At 51.9% G+C, this 21086-nt stretch carries 17 protein-coding genes; 16 read left to right on the top strand and 1 reads right to left on the bottom strand.

All coding sequences use genetic code 11. The annotated features are described in order from the left end of the window. Positions 1–21 precede the first annotated feature (21 nt). Entirely contained in the window at positions 22–780 is a 759-nt protein-coding gene (gene cobA / locus BLQ88_RS27605; RefSeq protein WP_090156247.1) for a uroporphyrinogen-III C-methyltransferase, read from the bottom strand. A gap of 275 nt (positions 781–1055) precedes the next feature. Between cobA and nirB the strand changes: the two genes are divergently transcribed. The 16 genes from nirB to BLQ88_RS27690 all read left to right on the top strand — a co-directional run bounded on the left by nirB (position 1056) and on the right by BLQ88_RS27690 (position 21020). Further along, positions 1056–3572 carry a nitrite reductase large subunit NirB gene (gene nirB / locus BLQ88_RS27610; protein WP_090156248.1) on the top strand — a complete coding sequence of 839 codons (2517 nt, stop codon included), beginning with the start codon at positions 1056–1058 and terminating at the stop codon, positions 3570–3572. 304 nt (positions 3573–3876) lie between these two features. Beyond that, positions 3877–4230, top strand: coding sequence for a nitrite reductase small subunit NirD (gene nirD / locus BLQ88_RS27620; protein ID WP_090156250.1), 354 nt, complete (start codon positions 3877–3879; stop codon positions 4228–4230). A gap of 106 nt (positions 4231–4336) precedes the next feature. Then, entirely contained in the window at positions 4337–5764 is a 1428-nt protein-coding gene (locus BLQ88_RS27625) for an ATP-binding protein (RefSeq protein WP_090156251.1), read from the top strand. 28 nt (positions 5765–5792) lie between these two features. Then, positions 5793–6455, top strand: a complete 663-nt coding sequence (locus tag BLQ88_RS27630; RefSeq protein WP_090156252.1) for a response regulator — start codon at positions 5793–5795, stop codon at positions 6453–6455. A gap of 81 nt (positions 6456–6536) precedes the next feature. Continuing rightward, positions 6537–7451, top strand: coding sequence for a ThuA domain-containing protein (locus BLQ88_RS27635; protein WP_090156253.1), 915 nt, complete (start codon positions 6537–6539; stop codon positions 7449–7451). Between the two features lie 130 nt (positions 7452–7581). Beyond that, positions 7582–8358 (top strand): hypothetical protein, encoded by a 777-nt coding sequence (locus tag BLQ88_RS27640; protein ID WP_090156254.1) that lies wholly within the window; start codon positions 7582–7584, stop codon positions 8356–8358. 68 nt (positions 8359–8426) lie between these two features. Continuing rightward, positions 8427–8663: a hypothetical protein gene (locus BLQ88_RS27645; protein ID WP_090156255.1), complete on the top strand. Its 237-nt coding sequence runs from the start codon at positions 8427–8429 to the stop codon at positions 8661–8663. Then, entirely contained in the window at positions 8660–9058 is a 399-nt protein-coding gene (locus tag BLQ88_RS27650) for a type II toxin-antitoxin system VapC family toxin (protein WP_090156256.1), read from the top strand. The genes BLQ88_RS27645 and BLQ88_RS27650 overlap by 4 nt, the downstream gene beginning before the upstream one ends. A gap of 349 nt (positions 9059–9407) precedes the next feature. Beyond that, positions 9408–10340, top strand: a complete 933-nt coding sequence (locus BLQ88_RS27655; RefSeq protein ID WP_090156257.1) for a type 2 periplasmic-binding domain-containing protein — start codon at positions 9408–9410, stop codon at positions 10338–10340. 69 nt (positions 10341–10409) lie between these two features. Then, complete coding sequence (locus BLQ88_RS27660; protein WP_090156258.1) at positions 10410–12731, top strand: arylsulfatase; 2322 nt, start codon at positions 10410–10412, stop codon at positions 12729–12731. A 17-nt stretch (positions 12732–12748) separates the two neighbouring features. Beyond that, a complete protein-coding gene (locus tag BLQ88_RS27665) occupies positions 12749–14128 on the top strand; it encodes a sulfatase family protein (RefSeq protein WP_090156259.1) in 1380 nt (459 codons plus the stop codon). A gap of 59 nt (positions 14129–14187) precedes the next feature. Then, positions 14188–14868, top strand: coding sequence for a hypothetical protein (locus tag BLQ88_RS27670; RefSeq protein WP_090156260.1), 681 nt, complete (start codon positions 14188–14190; stop codon positions 14866–14868). A 304-nt stretch (positions 14869–15172) separates the two neighbouring features. Then, positions 15173–16801: an arylsulfatase gene (locus tag BLQ88_RS27675; protein ID WP_090156261.1), complete on the top strand. Its 1629-nt coding sequence runs from the start codon at positions 15173–15175 to the stop codon at positions 16799–16801. Continuing rightward, positions 16752–18176, top strand: coding sequence for a sulfatase (locus BLQ88_RS27680; RefSeq protein WP_229212896.1), 1425 nt, complete (start codon positions 16752–16754; stop codon positions 18174–18176). Before BLQ88_RS27675 ends, BLQ88_RS27680 begins: the two co-directional genes overlap by 50 nt. 15 nt (positions 18177–18191) lie before the next feature. Further along, complete coding sequence (locus BLQ88_RS27685) at positions 18192–19622, top strand: sulfatase (protein WP_229212897.1); 1431 nt, start codon at positions 18192–18194, stop codon at positions 19620–19622. A 24-nt stretch (positions 19623–19646) separates the two neighbouring features. Further along, complete coding sequence (locus BLQ88_RS27690) at positions 19647–21020, top strand: sulfatase family protein (protein ID WP_090156263.1); 1374 nt, start codon at positions 19647–19649, stop codon at positions 21018–21020. Positions 21021–21086 lie beyond the last annotated feature (66 nt).

Below are 21086 nucleotides of genomic sequence, written 5' to 3' on the forward strand. Positions count from 1 at the left end.
TTGGAGTGAAAGCGATGCGGGTCAAAATGCCATCTGCATATTTTGCAGGTATTCCAATGCATAAGCGGGGCTCAATGCCACCACTTCGCCCATTACCATAATCGCCGGCGTGCCGATACCGCTCTCGCGTACAAGGCGGGGCATTTCCCAAACCTGTCCTACCACGCTCATTTCGTCCGGCCGGGTGCCGTTCTGGATCACGGCCATGGGCAAATAGCCGCGTCCGAAGTGTTTGTATAGCGCACAAATTTCTTCCAGTTTATTCAAGCCCATTAGCACGATCACCGTCGCCCGGGATTGCGCCGCCAGCCGGAGGTCGTCCGAAAGCTCGCCGTTTTGTGTCGTACCGGTGATCACCCAGAAGCTTTCGCTTACCCCTCGGCGCGTCACCGGGATGTCCAGCGACGCCGGTACTGCAATGCTGCTGGAAATGCCGGGCACCATTTCGCAGGCGATCCCATGATCCTGCGCATAGTCCATTTCCTCGTGGCCGCGACCGAACACGAACGGGTCTCCGCCTTTGAGCCGCACTACATGACCGCGTTTGCGGGCCAGGCGGACGATCAATCCGTTGATCTCATCCTGCGAGAAGGAAGGGTTCCCTACTTTCTTACCTACATACATCTTCAATGCGTGGGCTGGCGCAAATTCCAGGAAAGCCGCGTTGGCTAGCTCGTCGTATAGTACCACATCCGCAGTTTGCAATGCGCGCATGCCTTTGAGTGTGATCAGTTCGCTGTCGCCAGGGCCAGCTCCTACTAGTGTCAGTTTCGCTTCCATCTCTTATATATAATAGGGTGAATATTAGAAATGTACTATATATAGTATTTTGTAACTATATCAATTATTGGTTCAAATTTACTAGTCAAATTTTATAAAACAATCGTTTTGCCAAAAATTATGTTTGTTTTTAGTCATAAATGCGAATTAAAAGTTAGGAATTTAAGAAAACGCGATTTACTTTTGACTTATCGAAATAATGATAACACACACATAATATTAAAATAGTGCAACAAAATAATTATGTTTTCACAAATCAATAGTTATTAATTACTATGAAAGCTGTTTCAAACACCCGGATCGTCGTAGTTGGCAATGGTATGGTGGGCTACAAATTCTGTGAAAAGCTCCTCTCAAGAAAAAAAGATGGACAGGATTTCACTATCACCGTATTTGGCGAAGAGCCGCGTGCGGCCTACGATAGAGTACATTTGAGTGAGTTTTTTGCAGGTAAGACAGCAGATGACCTTTCTATGGCCGGTGTCGACTGGTATGCAGAGAATGGGATACGGCTGTTTTTGTCCGACCCGGTAGTCGATATCGACAGGGAGGAGAAACTGGTGCGTTCGCACCATGGGCATGTAGTATATTATGACTACCTTATAATGGCAACCGGCTCAGGGGCATTCGTTCCGTCGATTCCGGGTGTCGAAAAGGACGGGGTATTTGTGTACCGCACAATCGAAGACCTGGAACTGATCCAGTCGTATGCTAAAAAGGCCAGAAAAGGCGCGGTGCTCGGCGGTGGCTTGCTCGGCCTGGAAGCCGCGAAGGCATTGCTGGACTTAGGTTTGGAAGAAGCGCACGTGGTGGAATTCGCCCCGCGCCTCATGCCAAGGCAAATTGATGACGCCGGTTCGCGTATGCTCCAAAGCCAGCTCGAATCGCTTGGCTTGCAAATACATTTATCTAAAAGCACGCAGGAAATCAAAGGCGCTGACCGCATCGAAGGAATGCAGTTTGCCGATAACAGCTTCCTGGACGTGGATATGCTCGTGATTTCGGCAGGTATCCGCCCGCGCGACGAGGTTGCTAAAATCGCTGGCCTGGAAACGCACCCGCGAGGCGGCATCGTCGTAAATAACCAGCTGCAAACCTCCGATCCATTCATTTTCGCGATCGGCGAATGCGCATTGGCCCACCATATGATCTACGGTCTCATCGCACCGGGTTACGAAATGGCCGACGTGGTGGCGACGATGATTGCCGGTGGCGAAAAGGAATTTTTGCCTTATGATATGTCGACCAAGCTGAAATTGATCGGTACCGACGTGGCCAGCTTCGGCGACCCGTTCGTGGAAGAGCCGGCTTGCCGCACGATACGCTACGAAAACAAGGCCAAAGGCATTTATAAACGCATCAATGTAAGTACCGACGGTAAGACTTTGCTCGGAGGTATCCTGGTAGGAGAGGCTGAGCAATACAATATGCTCCTGCAAACCTGCAAGAACAAGACCATTCTGCCTCCCGATTCGGAAGACCTGATCCTGGGCTCCCGCGGGGGCGAGGAAGCGGGCGCGGGCGTGATGAGCCTGCCCGACGACGCGCTCATATGCTCGTGCGAGGCCGTTACAAAAGGCATGATCTGCCACGAAGTAGGCGAAAACGGGCACCATACCGTGGATGCGTTGAAGAAATGCTGCAAGGCTGGTACAGGCTGCGGCGGGTGCATTCCCATGGTGAAAGACCTCATTTCGGGGGTGATGAAGGAAAAAGGTGTGTATGTACGCAATGTAATCTGCGAGCATTTCGATTACTCCCGTCAGGAATTGATGGATCTGGTGAAAATGAATGGGTTGAAAACCTACGGGACAGTGCTGGATCATCATGGTAAGGGCGATGGCTGCGAAGTCTGCAAGCCGCTCGTTGCCTCGGTGCTGGCCAGCCTTTGGAATGAAAATATCCTCACGAAAGACCGTGCGGTGGCGCAGGATTCGAATGACCGTTATCTGGCGAACATTCAGAAAGGCGGTACTTATTCGGTCGTTCCGCGTATACCGGGCGGGGAAATTACACCTGAGAGACTGATCGTGATCGGCCAGGTAGCGCAGAAATATAATTTGTATACCAAAATCACCGGCGGCCAGCGCATCGACCTTTTCGGCGCGCACCTGGGCGATTTGCCGGAGATTTGGGAAGAGCTGATCAATGCGGGTTTTGAAAGCGGCCATGCTTATGGTAAGTCTTTGAGAACCGTAAAAAGCTGCGTGGGTTCTACCTGGTGCCGTTTTGGTGTGCAGGATTCGGTGTCATTCGCAATTGAAGTGGAAGACCGGTACAAAGGCCTCCGCTCGCCCCACAAGCTGAAATCGGCGGTGTCGGGCTGTGTACGTGAATGCGCCGAGGCACAGAGCAAGGATTTTGGCATTATCGCTACCGAAAAGGGCTGGAACCTGTTTGTATGCGGCAATGGCGGCTCCAAACCGCAGCACGCCCAGCTCCTGGCAACAGACGTAGATAAAGAAACCTGCCTGCGCCTGATTGACCGCTTTTTAATGTTTTACATCAAAACCGCCGATCCGCTGACGCGTACCGCCACCTGGCTGAACAAAATGGAGGGCGGCATGAACTACCTGAAAGCCGTAGTAGTAGACGACGTGCTGGGCATTGCAGAAGAGCTTGAACGCGACATGCAAAACCTGATCGACGTTTACAAATGCGAGTGGCGCGAAGTAGTGGAAAGCCCCGAGCTCCGCAAACGCTTCACGCATTTCGTGAACACGCCGATCAAAGACCCAAGCATCACATTCGCCGGCATGCGCGAGCAGAAGCGCGCCACGGAATGGGCGTAGTGTTCAGGGATGGAATCCCGGATGCCGCATCTGCCCGTCGGCTGAAGCCAACGGAAATGGATAAATTTTTCGGAAATAAAATTCTCCGGAATGGAATCCCGGATGCCGCATCTGCCCGTCGGCTGAAGCCAACGGAAATGGATAAATTTTTCGGGAATAATAAATTTTTCCAAAAATAGCATCCCCTTGCCCCGGTTTTTAACCCGGGGATCAAAAGCAAAAGCAAAAGCAACAGAAAGCAAGCAACATATTTTTAACCCAAGGTTTCAACCCTGGGTGCCCCAACGATCAACCTTACAGCAAAATGGAAACGATCACCGACACAATCAATGCAGTAACCTGGCACATGGCATGCTACGTCGACGATATCCCCGAAGACGGCGGAGGCTGTGCGTTTATCAGTGGCAAGCAGATTGCCATCTACAACTTCGCGAGAAGAGGCGAATGGTATGCAACCGACAACCAATGTCCGCACCGCCAGCAAATGGCCCTCTCACGGGGAATGATCGGCAGCCACGCCGAAGAACCGAAAGTGGCTTGTCCTTTTCATAAAAAAACCTTTTCATTGCAAACCGGACAGTGCCTGAACGACGACGAGTACCGGATCAACACCTTCCCCGTGATGGTGAAGGAGAACCGGGTCTACGTCGGCTTGTAACGCAGGCCGCGCCGTCCGGTCGGAGACGATCTACCAACCCAGTACCGATAACCCAGGGTTTAAACCCTGGGTTATCGGTACTGGATATCAGCCTCAGGGCTAGCAAATGGAAAGACTAGACAAACGCGTAGCCGGCAGCCTGACGCGGTTTTATGTAGTGGCATTGTGTGTGGTGGCGTTGCTTACCGTGAGCGGCCTGTTTCTGATCAGGCGTACGATCCGGAACCTCAATCACGATAGCCGGCTGGTAAACGTCGCGGGCCGCCAGCGCATGCTCAGTCAGCGGCTTACAAAGCTTGCCGTGTTGAAGGTCAATGACATCGGGCACCGGGATTCAGCGAGTTTCGACTCACTGCTCACCTTGTGGAAAGTCAGCCACGAAGACCTCGTATCGAGAAAATTGCCCGTCGAAAAAGGTTTCGTTACCTGGAAAAGCCAGCCGCTGGACACCATGTTCCACGAGCTGGCTCCCATTTTTAACCGCATTTATCAAAATTTAAGCATTATCAATCGCGATAGCTCCGGGCTGGACGCGAAACAGCAGGCGTTGGCCCAGGTACTCGCCGGCGAGCCGCAGTTTCTGGCGCAAATGAATCGCATTGTGTTCCAGTTTGATAAAGAAAGTTTTGAACGACTCGAAAATCTGGAACGCATCGAGTGGATACTGGACTTGATGACGATCCTTGTGCTGGTAGCGGAAGGATTGCTGATTTTCAGGCCGGTAGTAAACACAACCCGCCGCGTCGTGCGGATGCTGACGGAGTCCGAAGATGCATTGCAGCTTTCCAATCAGAAGTTGAAAGAAGCTAATATTCAATTGGTTGAAACGCAAAAAGAGCTGCTCCGGCTTGAAGAAGAAAAGTATGAATTGCAACTGGCCGAAGATCGCGTCAGGGCAGGCGCGTTGATCGAGGGACAGGAGGAGGAGCGGAAGCGGTTTGCATTGGAACTACACGATGGTATCGGCCAGATGCTGACCGGCCTGAAACTGCACGCCGAGAAACTGAAAGCCGTGCAGTTCCACGACGAAAAACACCAGAAGCGTTTCGAGCAGCTGGTGACGCTCATTCAGGATATCATTCAGACAACCAGGCAGGTATCGTTCAATCTCATGCCTTCGGTCCTCAGCGATTTCGGGCTGGCATCGGCATTGAAGCTGCTTTGCCAGCAGGCCGCAGACTTATCGGGAATCAAAGTTTTGTTCGAAGGAGAGACGAACGAACGCATCCGGATGAGCCGCCCGATGGAGATCGGACTGTACCGCATTGCCCAGGAAGCGCTGAACAATGCCGTGAAACATGCGAATGCGGATCAGATCAAGATAAAATTGGAACAAAGTAAGAATCGCATTGTTTTGGAAATCGCCGATGACGGAAAAGGATTTTTAATTAGTAATTTAAAGTCAGAAGGACAGTTCCTGACCCGCAACGGGATGGAAAATATCCGCACGCGCACCCAGCTTCTGAATGGCGAAATACAGATCATTTCAAAGGTGGACAGCGGTACGAGATTGGTCGTTCAGGTTGATTTATAATGACTTATTGCTGATTAGCTGACCGCGTATGCCTATTCGGATTTTAGTTGTAGACGATCATTCCGTTGTGCGGCAGGGCATTATTACCCTGCTCGAAGATGAAGAGGACCTGATCATTGCCGGCGAAGCGTCGGATGGTGACGAGGTATGGGATATGGTCGAAAAAGTAAAGCCCGACGTCATCCTGCTCGACCTCACGATGCCCCGCATGCCTGGCCTGGACGTGATCAAGCAGATTGTGCCCGTATTTCCATCTGCCCGGATCCTCGTATTCAGCATGCACAACAACTCCGATTACATGCTTTCTTCCGCATTGAGTGGTGCCTCGGGTTACCTCGAAAAGGACACCAGTCGCGACGAAATGCTCCGGGCGATCCGCGCCATTGCGAAAGGAGAGTTCTATTTCCCGCCTTATGCATCGTCGGTGATCATCAAAAATCTCCTCAAACAGCTCGCCCGCGTACCCGACGCGCGTCCCGCGCAGGAGGAAGTCCAGGAGAAATCGATCTGGAAAATTATTACCCCCCGCGAGCAGCAGATCCTCAAATGCCTCACGGAAGGTATGAGCAGCAAGGACATTGCCGAAAAATTCGATATCAGCTCCAATACCGTGGCCAACCAGCGCGCAAGTATCATGAAAAAGGCCAACGTAAAGAACACCGCGGAGCTCATTAGTCTCGCCATGAAGTAACCAATGGCGTGATTTTTATACTCTCCAAAGCAAATTCATTCAGGCTTCCTGCCCGAAGCCGTTACCAAACTTGAAAATGCGATGGACAGGAAATATGGCTTTATACTGGCATTAATGCTGTTTTGTACGGCATTGTTTGCTCAAAATCCGGCGAAAACTGCCGGTAACAAAGAACAACAACTCAGAAAGATCGTACTCATTTCAGGCCCGGACAGCCACGGCAAAGGCGAGCACGAGCATAATGGCGGCTGCACATTGCTTGCCAAAGCGCTCAACGACAGCCTGCCCGGTGCCGAAGCCATTATCATTCGGAATGGCTGGCCGGAAGACGAATCGGTGCTGAACGACGCCGACGCCATTGTATTTTACCTCGACGGCGGAGGCAGCGATCATCTGGAACTCGTTCATGCGGCGAAAATGGAGCAACTTATTGCAAAGGGCACCGGCATTGTGAACCTGCATTTTTCCCTCGAAGTGGACGCGAGGGCTGGTGGAGAACGCTTTATGAGGTGGATAGGAGGGTATTTTGAAACCAACTGGTCGGTAAATCCCGTGTGGGAAGCCAGTTTCGCAAGATTCCCCGATCATCCCGTCGCGCGCGGCGTAAAACCTTTCACTATTCTCGACGAATGGTATTATCACATGCGTTTCGCGCCCGGCATGAAAGGCATAACGCCCATCTTACAAGCACTACCGCCTGAGTCCACCCTCGACAAGCCCGACGGGACGCATTCCGGCAACCCGGCTGTTCGCGAGGCGGTGATCACAAAAAAGGAAATGCAAACGCTCGCGTGGGCCTTCGAACGGCCCGATGGCGGACGGGGATTTGGCTTCACGGGCGGGCATATGCACAAGAACTGGCAGAACGACAACTTTCGCAAACTAGTCCTGAATGCTATCGCATGGGCTGCTAAAATCGATATTCCTGCCAATGGCGTGCCTTCTGCAACACCTACTGACAGTGAATTGGACGCGCTTACCAAACGGGTAAATTGACCTCCCGGGATTAAATTTCTTTAATCCGTAAATTTCTTTCGCCGGTTTTACGTTACACTTTGCAATACCCCGGTGGTCCTGACAAGACAAAAGCGAAGCAGGCCCGATGCCGTTTTGTTTTGCAGTCCAGATGAAATACGGTTTCCTAGAACCGCGCAAGCGCCCCGACAAAATCATTTTACTACTTTCGGCCCTGCTTCTTACAGGATCAGGCATTGCGCACGCCCAATCCGATTCCACTATCTCAGCGCCCATGACTTCCGTCGCGCAGGACACGGGTTCTTCGCAAAACAAAATCAAGCTCTTTTTCAATTTCGATGCGCGCGGGACATTTATCCAGCGGAAGCATATCAATATTTTCGGCGTCAATGCGGGCATTACCTTCGGCGAGAAGCGCAACCGGCTTACGGCGGGCTACTACTGGCTTGGCTACAATGCAGCCCGGAGGCTCGTCAACTGGCGCAGGATATTCCCCGACCCGCTAAATCTATCCTACTACACCGCTACCGACGTCCGTTTTGCCAATTTCGCCTACTGGCACACGGCCATCCGCAACAAGCGCTGGGTACTCTCCACGCCGCTGGAAATAGGCATCGGTAACCAAAGCACCCGCTTCCGCGATCTTTTCGACGGCATTACTTCCGGCTCGCGCAAGGATTACTTCATCCCCCTGCAAGTGGGCGTCTATGGTGAGTACCGCGCATTGCGCTGGGCAGGCATCAACACCCAGGTCGGTTACCGCAACGCGCTGTCTTCCGGCGAATTCCGCGAACGTTTCAGCGGATTTTATTACAGCTACGGAATCAACCTGTATCCCGAGGCGATCTGGCAGGATTTTAAGAAATGGAGCAGGAAAAAGCAAAAGTCGCCGGCGGTTGATAATGCAATGGCGCCGTTGGGACATTAGTGGCTGTTTTTGTTGACAATGCTGCCTGGGATGTTGTAAATTGAGTCATTAATCAAACATTCACGACCATGATAACGATCAGCGCAGATCAGATCGAGGCAAATGCTTCGGTAGTGCTCAAAGAGCTCGCGAAAGGAGAGAGGATTGGGATCACCTTCGGAAGCGAGAAGACCGTCAAAGCTTATCTTGTTCCCGGTGAGGTGACTGGTAGCCGTTCCAGAAAGCTTGGGATTCTGGAAGGAAAAGGGACAGTAACATTTGCGGACGATTTCAAAATTACAGAAGAAGAATTTCTTGGATTATGAATTACCTGCTCGATACACACACTTTGATATGGGCACATACAGCATCGCACAAACTATCAGCCAACGTACAACGAATTCTGCAAGACACGAACAATCAAATAGTTGTCAGTACGCTTAGTTTTTGGGAGATTTCATTGAAGCGTTCGCTACGGAAGCTTGCCCTTGATGGATTCACGCCAGAAGATTTCGTTGACGCTTCCATCGATGCCGAATTTCAGATACTTCCGCTCTCCACTGACCTCTGCTCCTCCTTCTATAAACTTACCGCATCTCACCACAAAGACCCATTCGACCGGATGCTGATATGGCAGGCGCTTCACCAGGAGTGTTCGCTCATAACCATTGATAAAAACATCCGGAAATATACCAGCGAAGGCCTGAGAGTAGTCTGGTAATCACTTCAATTCCCCAATTTTCAACGAATTTCAATGCAACTCTTGCGTTTTCGATTTGTTTAAACTTACTTTGTCTATCAAATTAGTAGATTTTATCTGTTAACCACCAGCAGATGGAATCAATACCACAATCTTTTTCAAACATGAAATCGATGGATCGTTATTCTTCGCGCAGTTTTATTGTGCCTATGGTGGGCTCTTCCGGTTATTCCCCCGCATTCGCATCCTGTTGCTGTTGTTGAGCTGTCTTTGACGACGGCATGGTAGCCGCCTCTGATTTTCACCCTGTTACATATCATTCATTAGCTGTGGGTAGATTGGCCCGCGGTTTCAATCACTTTTTTACATCATGAAGAACTTTAAGACAATCTTTCTGGCAGCAGGCCTTGCGCTGGCCGCTTTTCCCAATGCATTCGCACAGGAAACCAGCGAAAACAAAGTGATCATCACCGGTGTGCGTTTCGCCTATCCATTGGTCGATAAATGGATCAAGGAGTACACCGCAGCCAATCCAAAGGCGCAGATAGTGATCGAAACGCGGACGATCAGCGATCCTGCAAAATATGACTTGCTGATCGAGGCTTATGACCAGGAAAAGGAAGTGAAGGACAGCCGGGAGTATATTTCGATCGGTCGTTATGCATTGTTGCCGGTGGCTAACGCAAAATCGACGTTTGCGAAAGAATATGCCGACAAAGGACTGAACGAGAAGACTTACAAGCAGATTTTCTTCCATGATATTTATGCGGAAAAAGACAAGTCTCTGACGACGCAGTACACGATTTATACGCGCCTTCAAAAAGCCGGTGCGCCGCTCACTTTCGCGAAATATTTCGGTTATGAGCAGCAGAATATAAAAGGAAAAGCCATTGCGGGCGCCGACGAGCATCTGATCAAAGCGCTTTTGAAAGACGAAACGGGCATTACGTACACCACGCCCGGCCTTGCGTACGACCTGCAAAGCCGCAAGCCGCTGGATGGGCTGACTATCATCCCCGTAGACCTGGACGGCAATGGCCGGGTTTCAAAAGAAGAGAAAGCATTGGAAAACCTGGACCAGGTGATTGCGACGCTGGAAGCTGAAAAAGTGAAGAATGTGCCGGTTGAAAACATTCATTTTTCCATAGCCAAAAACAATTCAAACCCCGAAGCCAAGAAGTTCCTGCTTTGGGTAGCGGCGAATGCCGATAAAGACCTTCACCAGTTCGGTTACCTCAAAGCCGACGCCAAGCGCCTGGCCGACGAGAAGGAGAAACTGGAAAGATTTCAGGCTGTAAAGTAAGGTTTGCAAGCCAGCGGGCACGACATCATGTTGTGCCCGTTTTTCTTACCCATTCATTCCAAAAATCTTATGAAACAATATTTACGAACCGCCCTGAGCAGGCAGCGGTTGGGCATGCTTGTGCTCGGAGCAGCCGTTTTTACCCGCGTTTCGGCGCAGCACGACCCGATCCAGCCGTTCGGCGGGAAGGTCGGCAAAACGATCGAAGAGACCGAACAATGGTGGCAGCAGCAGCCCAAAGCCCCGAAAGGCGCGCCGAATGTGGTATGGATCCTGCTCGACGATGTGGGTTTCGGAGCGACGTCCGCATTCGGCGGGCTGATCGAGACACCCAATTTTGAAAAGCTGGCGAAAGGCGGTTTGCGTTATACCAACTTTCATACAACCGGCATTTGCAGTCCCACGCGCGCATCCCTGCTCACAGGCAGGAACCCGCACGCGGTGGCGATGGGCCACCACGCCGAACTCGGTATCGGAGCGCCCGGCTATAATGGAAACATCCCGTTCGAGGCGGGGACGGTGGCCGAGATTTTTAAGGAAAACGGCTACAATACATTCGCATTGGGTAAATGGCACGGTAACCAGCCGCGTGACCTCACCATCGCAGGTCCTTATAATCGCTATCCTACCGGTCGCGGTTTTGAGCATTTTTACGGCTTCCTGGGCGGCGCTACCGATCAGTGGCATCCGCAGCTGGTTGAGGAAACTTCACCAATCGATATTGAGCCTAATACCAAACATTTGAACCAATTATTGTCCGATAAGGCAATTTCCTACATTGCCAACCAGAAGTCGGCCGACCCGGAAAAGCCATTCTTTCTCTACCTCGCCACCGGCGCCGCGCACGCACCGCATCACGTAGCGCGCGAGTGGAGCGACAAATACAAAGGCAAGTTCGACGGCGGCTGGGATGAATACCGCGAAAAAGTTTTTCAACGGCAACTCGCCGGCGGACTGGCGCCGAAGGGTACGCAACTGCCTCCGCGACAGACGGGTATAAAGCCCTGGAACTCGCTTTCGGCCGATGAAAAGAAGATTTATGCCCGGTTTATGGAAGTGTATGCCGGATTTCTTTCCTACACCGACTACGAAATCGGCCGGGTAACGGATTACCTGCAACAAATTGGCCAGCTGGATAATACATTGATTTTCCTGGTCGTCGGCGATAACGGCGGTAGCAAGGAAGGAACTTACACCGGCACGGCGGGCACGGCCGAGAAGTCATCCGGGGATGATATCCGGTTCCTTCTGTCGCAGTACGACAAGCTGGGTACGGAATATAGCTATCCCAACTATCCGCTGGGCTGGTCACAGGCCACCAACACGCCGTTCCGTTACTGGAAAAGCGATGTGAATGCCGAGGGGGCTTCCCATACCACGCTCATCGTGCATTACCCGAAAGGCATTACCGATAAAGGCGGCCTGCGCGCGCAATACACGCACGTGACTGATATTCTGCCCACTACCATCGAGCTCACCGGCGTGAAGGTGCCCGGGGAAATCAATGGCTACAAACAATGGCCGTTCCATGGCACGTCGCTGGCGTATTCGCTTAATGACGCACAGGCGGCGTCGCGGCACACGCAGCAGTATTACGAGCTGCACGGCGGCCGGGCCATTTACAAGGACGGCTGGAAGGCGAGTGTTTACCACCCGCGCAATACATTCGGCGAACAGACGACCGATATCAATTTCATCGCGGATTTCAAACGCGACAAATGGGAGCTGTACAATATCAATGAAGACTGGAACGAGATCAACGACCTGGCCGCCAAACATCCCGAAAAGCTGGAAGCATTGAAGAAGCTCTTTGATGAAGAAGCTGAAAAATACCAGGTGTACCCGCTCAAAAACTTCCGCGCAGGGCTTACGCCTCCGACAGTTCGTCTTAAAACGGTCATTTACGAAGGTACCACCATTAAAACGCGGGTGTACATCGGAAAAGGGCCGGTGGAAATTACTGCCGAGGTCGAAACGGGTAAGAATGCGGAGGGCGTGATTTTCGCGAATGGTGGCCTGCTGGGCGGAAGCAGTCTTTTTATTAAGCAAAACAAATTGCATTACCTGCTCAACGACGGGCTGAAACAGGTTGTACTAACTTCTTCCAAAGCCCTGAAAGAAGGGCGTAACACCGTTCGCATTACGTTTTCTGCCGATAAAAAAGTGACATTGCTGGTCAATGGTGAGACTGCGGCCGAGCACGCGGGTGTTGGTACAAAATACCTTGCTACCGCTTCGTCGGATGGTTTCAGCGTTGGAAAAGACCTCAATTCACCCGTTACCAAAGATTATCCCGGCACTTTTGCATTCAATGGAAAAGTGAAGCAGCTGGTGATCGAGCAGAAGGAGGAGAATCAGGAGAAAGTGGGTTTATTACAAAAGGAAAAGTAACATTTAAATATCCTTCCATGAGAAGATTACTAATGGGCGCGGCGGTACTCCTGGCAGCGCTGACGGCCCACGGACAAACCCAACGTAAGCCCAATATCGTCGTGATCCTCGCCGACGACCTCGGGTATGGCGACATCGGTACATTCGGCGCTACGGACATCCGCACCCCGAATATCGACGGACTGGCCGCGAAAGGTATCAAACTGACCTCGTTTTATTCTTCCTCGCCCGTATGCAGCCCCACGCGCGCGGCGCTCATTACCGGGCGTTACCCACGCAGGCTCGGGATCGACCATGTGTTTTTTCCGGAAAGCTTCACCGGCATTCCGTCCGAAGAGGTCACCATCGCCGAGGCGTTGAAGGGCAATGGCTACCGCACCGCGATCTTCGGGAAATGGCATTTGGGCCATCACAGGCAGTTTTTGCCTTTGCAAAATGGTTTCGACGAGTATTACGGCATTCCATACAGCAACGACATGATGGGCGTTGCGTACCTGCGCGGAAATGATGTGGACAGCATTAAGGTCAATCAGAAATACATCACGCAGACCTACACGAAGGAGGCCGTACGCTTTATCGGTCAGAACAAGGACAAGCCGTTTTTTCTCTACATTACCCATAACATGCCGCACGTGCCGATTTACGCTTCGCCGAAATTCGAAGGCAAATCCAAACGAGGGCTGTATGGCGATGTGATCGAGGAGCTGGATTGGAGCGTTGGAGAAGTGGTGAATGCATTGAAAAAGAATGGGTTGGAAGAGAATACGCTGGTCGTTTTTACGAGCGACAATGGGCCGTGGCTGATCTTCGATGTGGAAGGAGGCTCGGCGGGGCCATTACGGCAGGGTAAGGGCACTACTTTCGAAGGCGGGCAGCGCGTACCGACAGTAGCCTACTGGCCCGGCAAGATCAAACCCGGAACCGTTTACGACGACCTTGCCTCGCACCTGGACCTTTACCCGACCATTATCAGCCTCACGGGCAGCCAGAAAACACAAACTAAAAAGCCGCTCGACGGGGAGGACATCAGCCCGGTGTTTTTTGGTGCCGGAAAACGGAAGGGCGATGAATTTGCCTATTATTCCAATGGCATTATCGAAGCTTACCGCAAGGGCGACTGGAAGATCAGGCTGCCGCAGAAGGATGTGAAGGTCGGTAGTGCGGTGATCGTTCAGGCGACGGATACATTGCTTTTTAACCTAAAAAATGATATTGGTGAGCAGAACAACCTGCTGAAAGCTAACCCGGCGAAAGCGAAAGAGCTGCTGGCGTCGCTGGAAGCCTACAAAAAGAAGATAGGCGATACGCCGCCGCCGCTCGTCCAGCGAATGCCTTCGGACGACAGCCATATCAAGAAAAGAGCCGAGCGGGCCGCTGGGAAAAATACCGGTAAGTAAGTAGTTTTGGAATGGTTATGTGTTTGATAACCATTCCATTTTTTACATTAAAACGAGCCATGAAAAAAATCACAACCACCAGCCTGGGGCTTTCATTTGCCCTGTCTGTTTTGTTTGCGTCCGCTAATGCCCAGGACATCGCGCTAAAACCTGCTTCGCTTACGCCTTACCAGGTAACCGCCACCGCCACCGACTACAAAGGGAAAGCGGCCATTGCAGTGGAAATGCCCAAAGCGCCCATCAATGAAAAAACAGTGGCCGTGTTGAAAGACATTGATTTTCACAACGGTACCATCGAAGCCACGATCTCGGGGCAGCCCAAGGCGAACTCGGGCGAAGGTGCCCGTGGGTTTGTCGGGATAGCATTCCGCGTGGCCGCTGATACTTCTAAAATGGAGCTTTTCTACATCCGCCCCACCAACGGCCGTGCCGACGACCAGGTGCGCAGGAATCACTCCGCTCAATATGTTTCGATGCCGGGGTTTCCGTGGGAAAAGCTGCGCAAGGAAACGCCCGAGAAATATGAGTCCTATGCCGATCTGGTGCCGGCCGAATGGACGAAAGTGAAGATTGAAGTGAAAGACGACAAGGCGAAATTTTACGTCAATGGCGCCGCTCAGCCGACATTGATCGTGAATGATCTTAAACAAGGAAAAGACCACCGCGGAAGCGTAGGCCTGTGGATCGGGCCCGGTACACTGGGGCATTTTACCGATTTGAAAGTGACCAAAGCGGATTAACCGCATTCCATTCCCTGTTAAACATCAAAAAATCCCGATAATGCGTGGTCAGCCTTGCATTATTGGGATTCTTAAATTTACTTTACCTACCGAATATATAGAGTATTGTTTTATTGAAAATCCTGCCGACCGGAAATAGCCACCATTTCCAGAGGGTACATTTGCAAATGCCTGTCAATGCTTGAATGATGGGGGTAGGGTTTCGCATATGCGCTGGGTTGCGTATATGAATGAAGGTTATGTTTTTGGTGCCAGAGATTGCTGCCGTGGTAGTCTCTTTTTTGGAAGTAACCACTCAATGTATATGTATAAAAAACCAATCAGCTGGCTGTTTTTGCTGGCCGTTACATTCACTGCGCAAGCTGTTTTTGCCCAAAAGAAACCCAATGTGATCGTGATCCTCGCCGACGACCTCGGCTATGCCGACCTGGGCTGTTACGGCAGTGAAATTCCGACCCCTAATCTCGATAAACTCGCCCAGAATGGCGTGAGGCTTACTAATTTTTACAATACAGCACGTTGCTGCCCTACACGCGCTGCCCTGCTCACGGGTGTGTACAGCCATCAGGCGGGCATCGGGCATATGATGGACGACAAGGGCGCCGACCATCCGGCTTACCGCGGCCAGCTGAACCATAACAGCGTGACCATTGCCGAAGTGATGAAAAGCGCCGGCTATTTTACGGCAATGACCGGCAAATGGCACGTAGGGCACCAGCATGGCGTGTACCCGTCCAATCGCGGCTTCGACCGCTCGCTGCATGCGCCGGCGGGAGGTTTTTATTATGGAAGCGGTAACAATGCAAAACTGTTTCTGAACGGCCAGGAGATTCCGAACGACTCCGACAAGCTGCCGAAAGACTGGTACTCGACAGACCTTTGGACGGATTACGGGCTACGGTTCATCGACGAAGCCGTGGCGGAAAAGAAGCCATTTATGCTCTATCTCGCGCACAATGCACCGCATTTCCCGTTGCAGGCACCGGAAGAGGATATTGCCAAATTCCGTGGCAAATACCTGAAAGGCTGGGAAAAATTGCGTCAGGAACGTTATGAGAAACAGATCAAACTCGGGCTCGTGGACCCGTCGTGGAAACTGCCGCCCGTTAATCCGAATGTAAAGAAATGGGACAGCCTGAGCGACGCGGAGAAGAAGCGCTACGACGATATGATGGCGATTTACGCGGCCGTGATTTACCGCCTCGATAAAAGCATCGGCGACCTGGTGGCGGGCCTGAAAAAACGCGGTGTTTTTGATGATACCGTCATTCTTTTCGTGTCCGATAACGGCGGTAATGCCGAGCCGGGTATCGAAGGCCGTTATGAAGGCGACCAGCCAGGCACTGCGAAATCGACTGTTTTTCTCGGTCAGGGATGGGCGGAAGCGGCTTGTACGCCATTCTGGGCCTACAAGCACCACACACATGAAGGCGGTATTTCTTCGCCCGGCATTATTTCATGGCCGGCGGGTATTCCGGCGTCGCGCAATGGGAAATTCGAACGCCAGCCGGCTCATATTATCGATATTATGGCCACGGTGGCGGATTTGGGGAATGCCAAATATCCATCGACTTATGCCGGCAACACCATCCAGCCGCTGGAAGGTACAAGCTTGAAACCGGCATTTACGGGCAAGTCTATCAACCGTAAAAACCCGATTTTCTGGGAGCACGAAGGCAACCGCGCCATTCGCGACGGCAAATGGAAGCTCGTGGCCGAAAAGACTGAAAAATGGCAGTTGTACGACGTAGAGAAGGATCGCACGGAGCTGAATGACCAGTTTGACAAGCAGCCGGAAATCGCCAAAAAGCTTGTGGCCAAGTACGAAGAATGGTACAAACGCGTAGGCGCCGAGGAGTATGACAAGACTTTCAAATGGTTTTATGATTACGACAAAGCCAAAAACGGTGCTCATGCAGGCAATGGAAAATAAAAACTATCGCATTGCTTTTGGGTTGATGCTGCTGGCAATCGCTGCGGCAATGCATCCCTCCCTTGCCCAAAACACGAAATACAACGTCCTCTTCATCGCCGTCGACGATATGAACGACTGGGTCGGGCCGTTTGGCGGGTACCCGGGCATTAAAACGCCGAACATCGACAAGCTGGCAAAAAAGGGAGTGGTTTTCAAAAAGGCATATTGCTCCGCCCCTGCGTGTAATCCGTCGCGCGCGAGCCTGCTCACAGGCGTGCGGCCGTCGAGTTCGGGGGTTTACCATAATAACCAGCCCTGGCGACCTGTTTTGAAGGATGCCGTGACCATTCCGCAGTATTTCACTGCCAACGGGTACGAGGTGAAAGGTGCCGGCAAGATTTTCCACAATGCATTTAACGACAAGGCCTCCTGGCCGTCCTACTTCGGCATTCCCAAGTCACCCGAGCCGCCGCAGGCACCGGTGAATGGTTTTGCCCATTTCGATTGGAGCCCTGTGAATGTGCAGGATGAAGATATGGGTGATTATAAGGTGGTGAATGAGGGTGTCGGTTTCCTGAACGACAAACATGAAAAGCCTTTTTTCCTGGCAGTAGGCTTTACCCGGCCGCATTTGCCCTGGTATGTGCCGCAAAAGTATTTTGACCAATACCCGCTTTCTTCCATTAAACTCCCTGAGACCGTTGCCAACGACTTGCAGGACGTCCCGGACGCGGGTGTGAAAATCGCCAAGCCGAAGGGTGACCACAAATTCATCTTAGAGCATAAGCAATGGGAAAAGGCCGTTCAGGGGTATCTGGCTAGCATTACGTTTGCCGATGGGCAGATTGGCCGCTTGCTGGATGCTTTGGAGAAAAGTGAGTATGCCAAAAATACGGTGATCGTTTTCTTCGGCGATCATGGCTGGCACCTGGGCGAGAAGGAGCATTGGCGGAAGTTTGCATTGTGGGAAGAGGCTTCGAGGGTTCCGTTTATCGTTTACGCACCGGGTTTGTCGAAAGAGAATGGTGTTTCCGAACGTACGGTGAACCTGATGGACATCTACCCGACGCTCACCGAATTGTGTGAATTACCCGCCAAAAAGGGGGTGGAAGGCCACAGCATTGTGCCGCTGCTGAAAAATCCGGCAGCCGCATGGAGCCATCATTCCATCACTACACATGGTTTTGGAAATCATGCCGTGCGTTCTGAAAAATTCCGTTATATCCGCTACAACGACGGTTCGGAGGAGCTTTACGACCACGATGCCGATCCGCAGGAATGGAAGAATCTGGCAGGTGATGCGAAATATGCGGCCGTTAAAAGCGAACTGGCAAAATCGTTGCCGGCAATCAATGCCAAGGATGCCCCCACGGTGAAGGAGGGCAAGGAGTAGTTTAAACTGTTATTTATGATGAAAAAATACGTATTACTAGCCTTGGCGGCATTTTCACTCACTCCTTTTGCTGCATCGGCAGGCTCGGGCAACGACGATAAGGCTAGGCCGAAATACAATGTCCTGTTCATTGCGGTTGATGACCTGAACAACGACCTTGGCACTTACGGAAATACATTTGTGAAGTCCCCGAACATCGATCGGTTGGCCAAACGCGGCATTCGGTTCGATAGGGCCTATACGCAGTTTCCGCTGTGCAGCCCGAGCCGGTCGTCGTTACTCACCGGTCAACGGCCAGATGTGACGAAGATTTATGAATTGCAGACGCATTTTCGCAAGAATCTGCCGGATATCGTTACGCTGCCGCAGCTCTTTAAGAACAACAATTATTACAGTGCGCGGGTAGGAAAAATATATCATTACGGCGTGCCCGGCCAGATCGGCACCGACGGGCTCGACGACCCTGATTCTTGGAACTACCGCGTGAACCCGAAAGGCCGCGACAAAACCGAGGAGCCATTGATCAAAAACCTTACACCCGACCGCGGGCTTGGTAGCGCATTGGCCTGGCGTGCCACGGAGGGGACGGACGAGGAGCAAACCGACGGCATGATCGCCAGCGAGGCCATTAAAATCATGACCGAGAAAAAGAATGAGCCGTTTTTCCTGGCAGTCGGCTTTTTCAGGCCGCATACGCCTTACGTGGCGCCACAAAAATACTTCGATATGTACCCGGTTGACCAGGTGCCGCTCCCCAAAGAAATCCCGAACGACCTCGACGATGTCCCCGAAGCCGCATTGTTTACCAAACCACCGCATTGGGGCCTCGATGAGGCAAAGCGCCGCGAAGCATTGCGTGCCTACTACGCGACCATTACGTTCATAGATGCGCAGGTAGGCAAACTGATCGACGCCGTTGACAAGCTGAAACTCGCCGACAACACCATTATCGTGCTTTGGAGCGATCACGGCTATAATGTGGGCCAGCACGGGCAGTGGATGAAACAGAGTCTTTTTGAAAACTCCGCCCGCGTGCCGCTCATTATCTCGGTACCCGGCGGCACGAAAGGAAAGGCATCCGGCCGCACAGTTGAACTGGTGGACATTTATCCTACGCTGGCAGAACTCTGCGGGCTCGACCCGAAACAGAATTTGCAGGGGAAAAGCCTGACGCCGTTGCTCAAAAATCCATCCGCTGTTTGGAATAAACCTGCCTATACCCAGGTTAGGAGAGGCCAGATTTTCGGCCGCAGCGTACGCACGGAACGTTTCCGCTACACCGAATGGGACGGCGGCAAGGCCGGTGCCGAGCTGTACGATCACCAGAAAGACCCCGGTGAGTTCACGAACCTCGCGAAGGACAAGAATTTTGTGATAACGGTTAATGAGCTAGCTGTTTTGTTGAAAAAAGGCTATCCGGAAGCAGCGGAGCAAACGGGTAAATGACCCGGGGTTAGTGGTTTGTAAAATATGCAAAGGACATTGATCATCATCGCGCTGGCGCTTGCGTACACGTGTGCGGCGCTCGCGCAGGAGACGAAGAGGCCCAATATCATTTTTCTCCTCACCGACGATCACCGCTGGGATGCGCTCGGTGCTATGGGTAACAAGGTAATCCGCACGCCGCACCTCGATGCGCTCGCCGGGCGGGGGATTTTGTTTAGAAATGCGCATGTTACAACCGCTATCTGCATGGTTAGCCGAGCCAGTTTGCTGAGCGGGCAGTATATGTCGCGGCATGGGATCAATGATTTCAATACAGACTTCAAACCCGGTGCATTGGCCAATACTTACCCTGCATTGTTGAAAAAAGCGGGCTATAAGGTTGGTTTTATAGGCAAATTCGGGATAGGCGTGAAGAACCAGCCCGATACCCTTTTTGACTATTGGGCAGCCAAAAAGGAGGGGCAGCCGCAATACGAACTGGTCAATGAAAGTGGCCGCATTATTCACCACACCGACAGCGTGGGCAAGGACATTGCGCAATTTCTCGACCGATTTGCCGCTAACGATGCCCCGTTTTGCCTCTCGGTAAGCTTCAAAGCGCCGCACGAACTCGACGGTAATCCGCCCAAATATCCGGTCCAGGAGCGTTTTAGGGCATTGTATGAAAATACACCCATCCCTGACCCGCTCACCGCCGCGCCGCAATACTGGGACAGCCTCCCGGCATTCTTCCGCACCGACCAGAACATCGGCCGAGATCGCTGGAAGCCGCTTCTTTCCACCCCCGAACTTCGCCGACAAACCACGCGCGACTATTACCGGCTCATTTCGGGTGTTGATGAAGTGGTTGGAAACATGGTTGCACAGCTTAAAAACCTGAAAATCGACCAGCATACCATTATTATTTTCATGGGTGACAATGGTTTTTCATTGGGTGAGCACGGGCTGGAAGGGAAATGGTTTGGTTACGAAGAATCCATCCGCGTCCCGCTGATCATTTCGGGCGGGGCATTGCCGAAAGCGCTTCGGGGCAGATCCTCTTCACAACTCGCACTGAATATCGACATCGCGCCTACAATACTAGCATTCGCCGGCGCTCCCGTTCCTTTGGATATGCAGGGCTACGACCTCACTGCCGTGGAGCAAAAGAAACTGCGGCCCCGCAAGGACTTTTTCTACGAACATACCTACCTGGGCAGCCCGCGCTTACCGAAAGTGGAGGGCGTCGTGAGTACGGATTTGAAATACATGCTTTACACCGACCACGGGTATGAGGAGCTTTATGACAATGCAAAAGATCCGCATGAAACCATTAATCTCGCGAAGCGGGCTTCTAAAAAGGCGCGGTTGGAAGCGATGCGGAAGCGGTATGTGGAATTGAAGCAAGAGGTGAAATAGACGAGGGTAAAAATTACCTTCGTTTTTTAAACGAGGGCGTTTTTCTCAATTTTTTGCCCTCGTTCT

Origin of the sequence: Dyadobacter soli (genome assembly GCF_900101885.1) — a bacterium.
GTDB lineage: Bacteria > Bacteroidota > Bacteroidia > Cytophagales > Spirosomataceae > Dyadobacter > Dyadobacter soli.

Excerpts from the sequence above, each read along its gene's own strand:
- BLQ88_RS27655 (WP_090156257.1), top strand. The coding sequence starts at position 9,408 with ATGAAGAACTTTAAGACAATCTTTCTGGCAGCAGGCCTTGCGCTGGCC.
- BLQ88_RS27650 (WP_090156256.1), top strand. The coding sequence starts at position 8,660 with ATGAATTACCTGCTCGATACACACACTTTGATATGGGCACATACAGCA.
- BLQ88_RS27685 (WP_229212897.1), top strand. The coding sequence starts at position 18,192 with ATGATGAAAAAATACGTATTACTAGCCTTGGCGGCATTTTCACTCACT.
- BLQ88_RS27680 (WP_229212896.1), top strand. The coding sequence starts at position 16,752 with ATGATTACGACAAAGCCAAAAACGGTGCTCATGCAGGCAATGGAAAAT.
- nirB (WP_090156248.1), top strand. The coding sequence starts at position 1,056 with ATGAAAGCTGTTTCAAACACCCGGATCGTCGTAGTTGGCAATGGTATG.
- BLQ88_RS27670 (WP_090156260.1), top strand. The coding sequence starts at position 14,188 with ATGAAAAAAATCACAACCACCAGCCTGGGGCTTTCATTTGCCCTGTCT.
- BLQ88_RS27645 (WP_090156255.1), top strand. The coding sequence starts at position 8,427 with ATGATAACGATCAGCGCAGATCAGATCGAGGCAAATGCTTCGGTAGTG.
- BLQ88_RS27665 (WP_090156259.1), top strand. The coding sequence starts at position 12,749 with ATGAGAAGATTACTAATGGGCGCGGCGGTACTCCTGGCAGCGCTGACG.
- cobA (WP_090156247.1), bottom strand. The coding sequence starts at position 780 with ATGGAAGCGAAACTGACACTAGTAGGAGCTGGCCCTGGCGACAGCGAA.
- BLQ88_RS27675 (WP_090156261.1), top strand. The coding sequence starts at position 15,173 with ATGTATAAAAAACCAATCAGCTGGCTGTTTTTGCTGGCCGTTACATTC.
- BLQ88_RS27690 (WP_090156263.1), top strand. The coding sequence starts at position 19,647 with ATGCAAAGGACATTGATCATCATCGCGCTGGCGCTTGCGTACACGTGT.
- BLQ88_RS27630 (WP_090156252.1), top strand. The coding sequence starts at position 5,793 with ATGCCTATTCGGATTTTAGTTGTAGACGATCATTCCGTTGTGCGGCAG.
- BLQ88_RS27660 (WP_090156258.1), top strand. The coding sequence starts at position 10,410 with ATGAAACAATATTTACGAACCGCCCTGAGCAGGCAGCGGTTGGGCATG.
- BLQ88_RS27625 (WP_090156251.1), top strand. The coding sequence starts at position 4,337 with ATGGAAAGACTAGACAAACGCGTAGCCGGCAGCCTGACGCGGTTTTAT.
- BLQ88_RS27640 (WP_090156254.1), top strand. The coding sequence starts at position 7,582 with ATGAAATACGGTTTCCTAGAACCGCGCAAGCGCCCCGACAAAATCATT.
- BLQ88_RS27635 (WP_090156253.1), top strand. The coding sequence starts at position 6,537 with ATGGACAGGAAATATGGCTTTATACTGGCATTAATGCTGTTTTGTACG.
- nirD (WP_090156250.1), top strand. The coding sequence starts at position 3,877 with ATGGAAACGATCACCGACACAATCAATGCAGTAACCTGGCACATGGCA.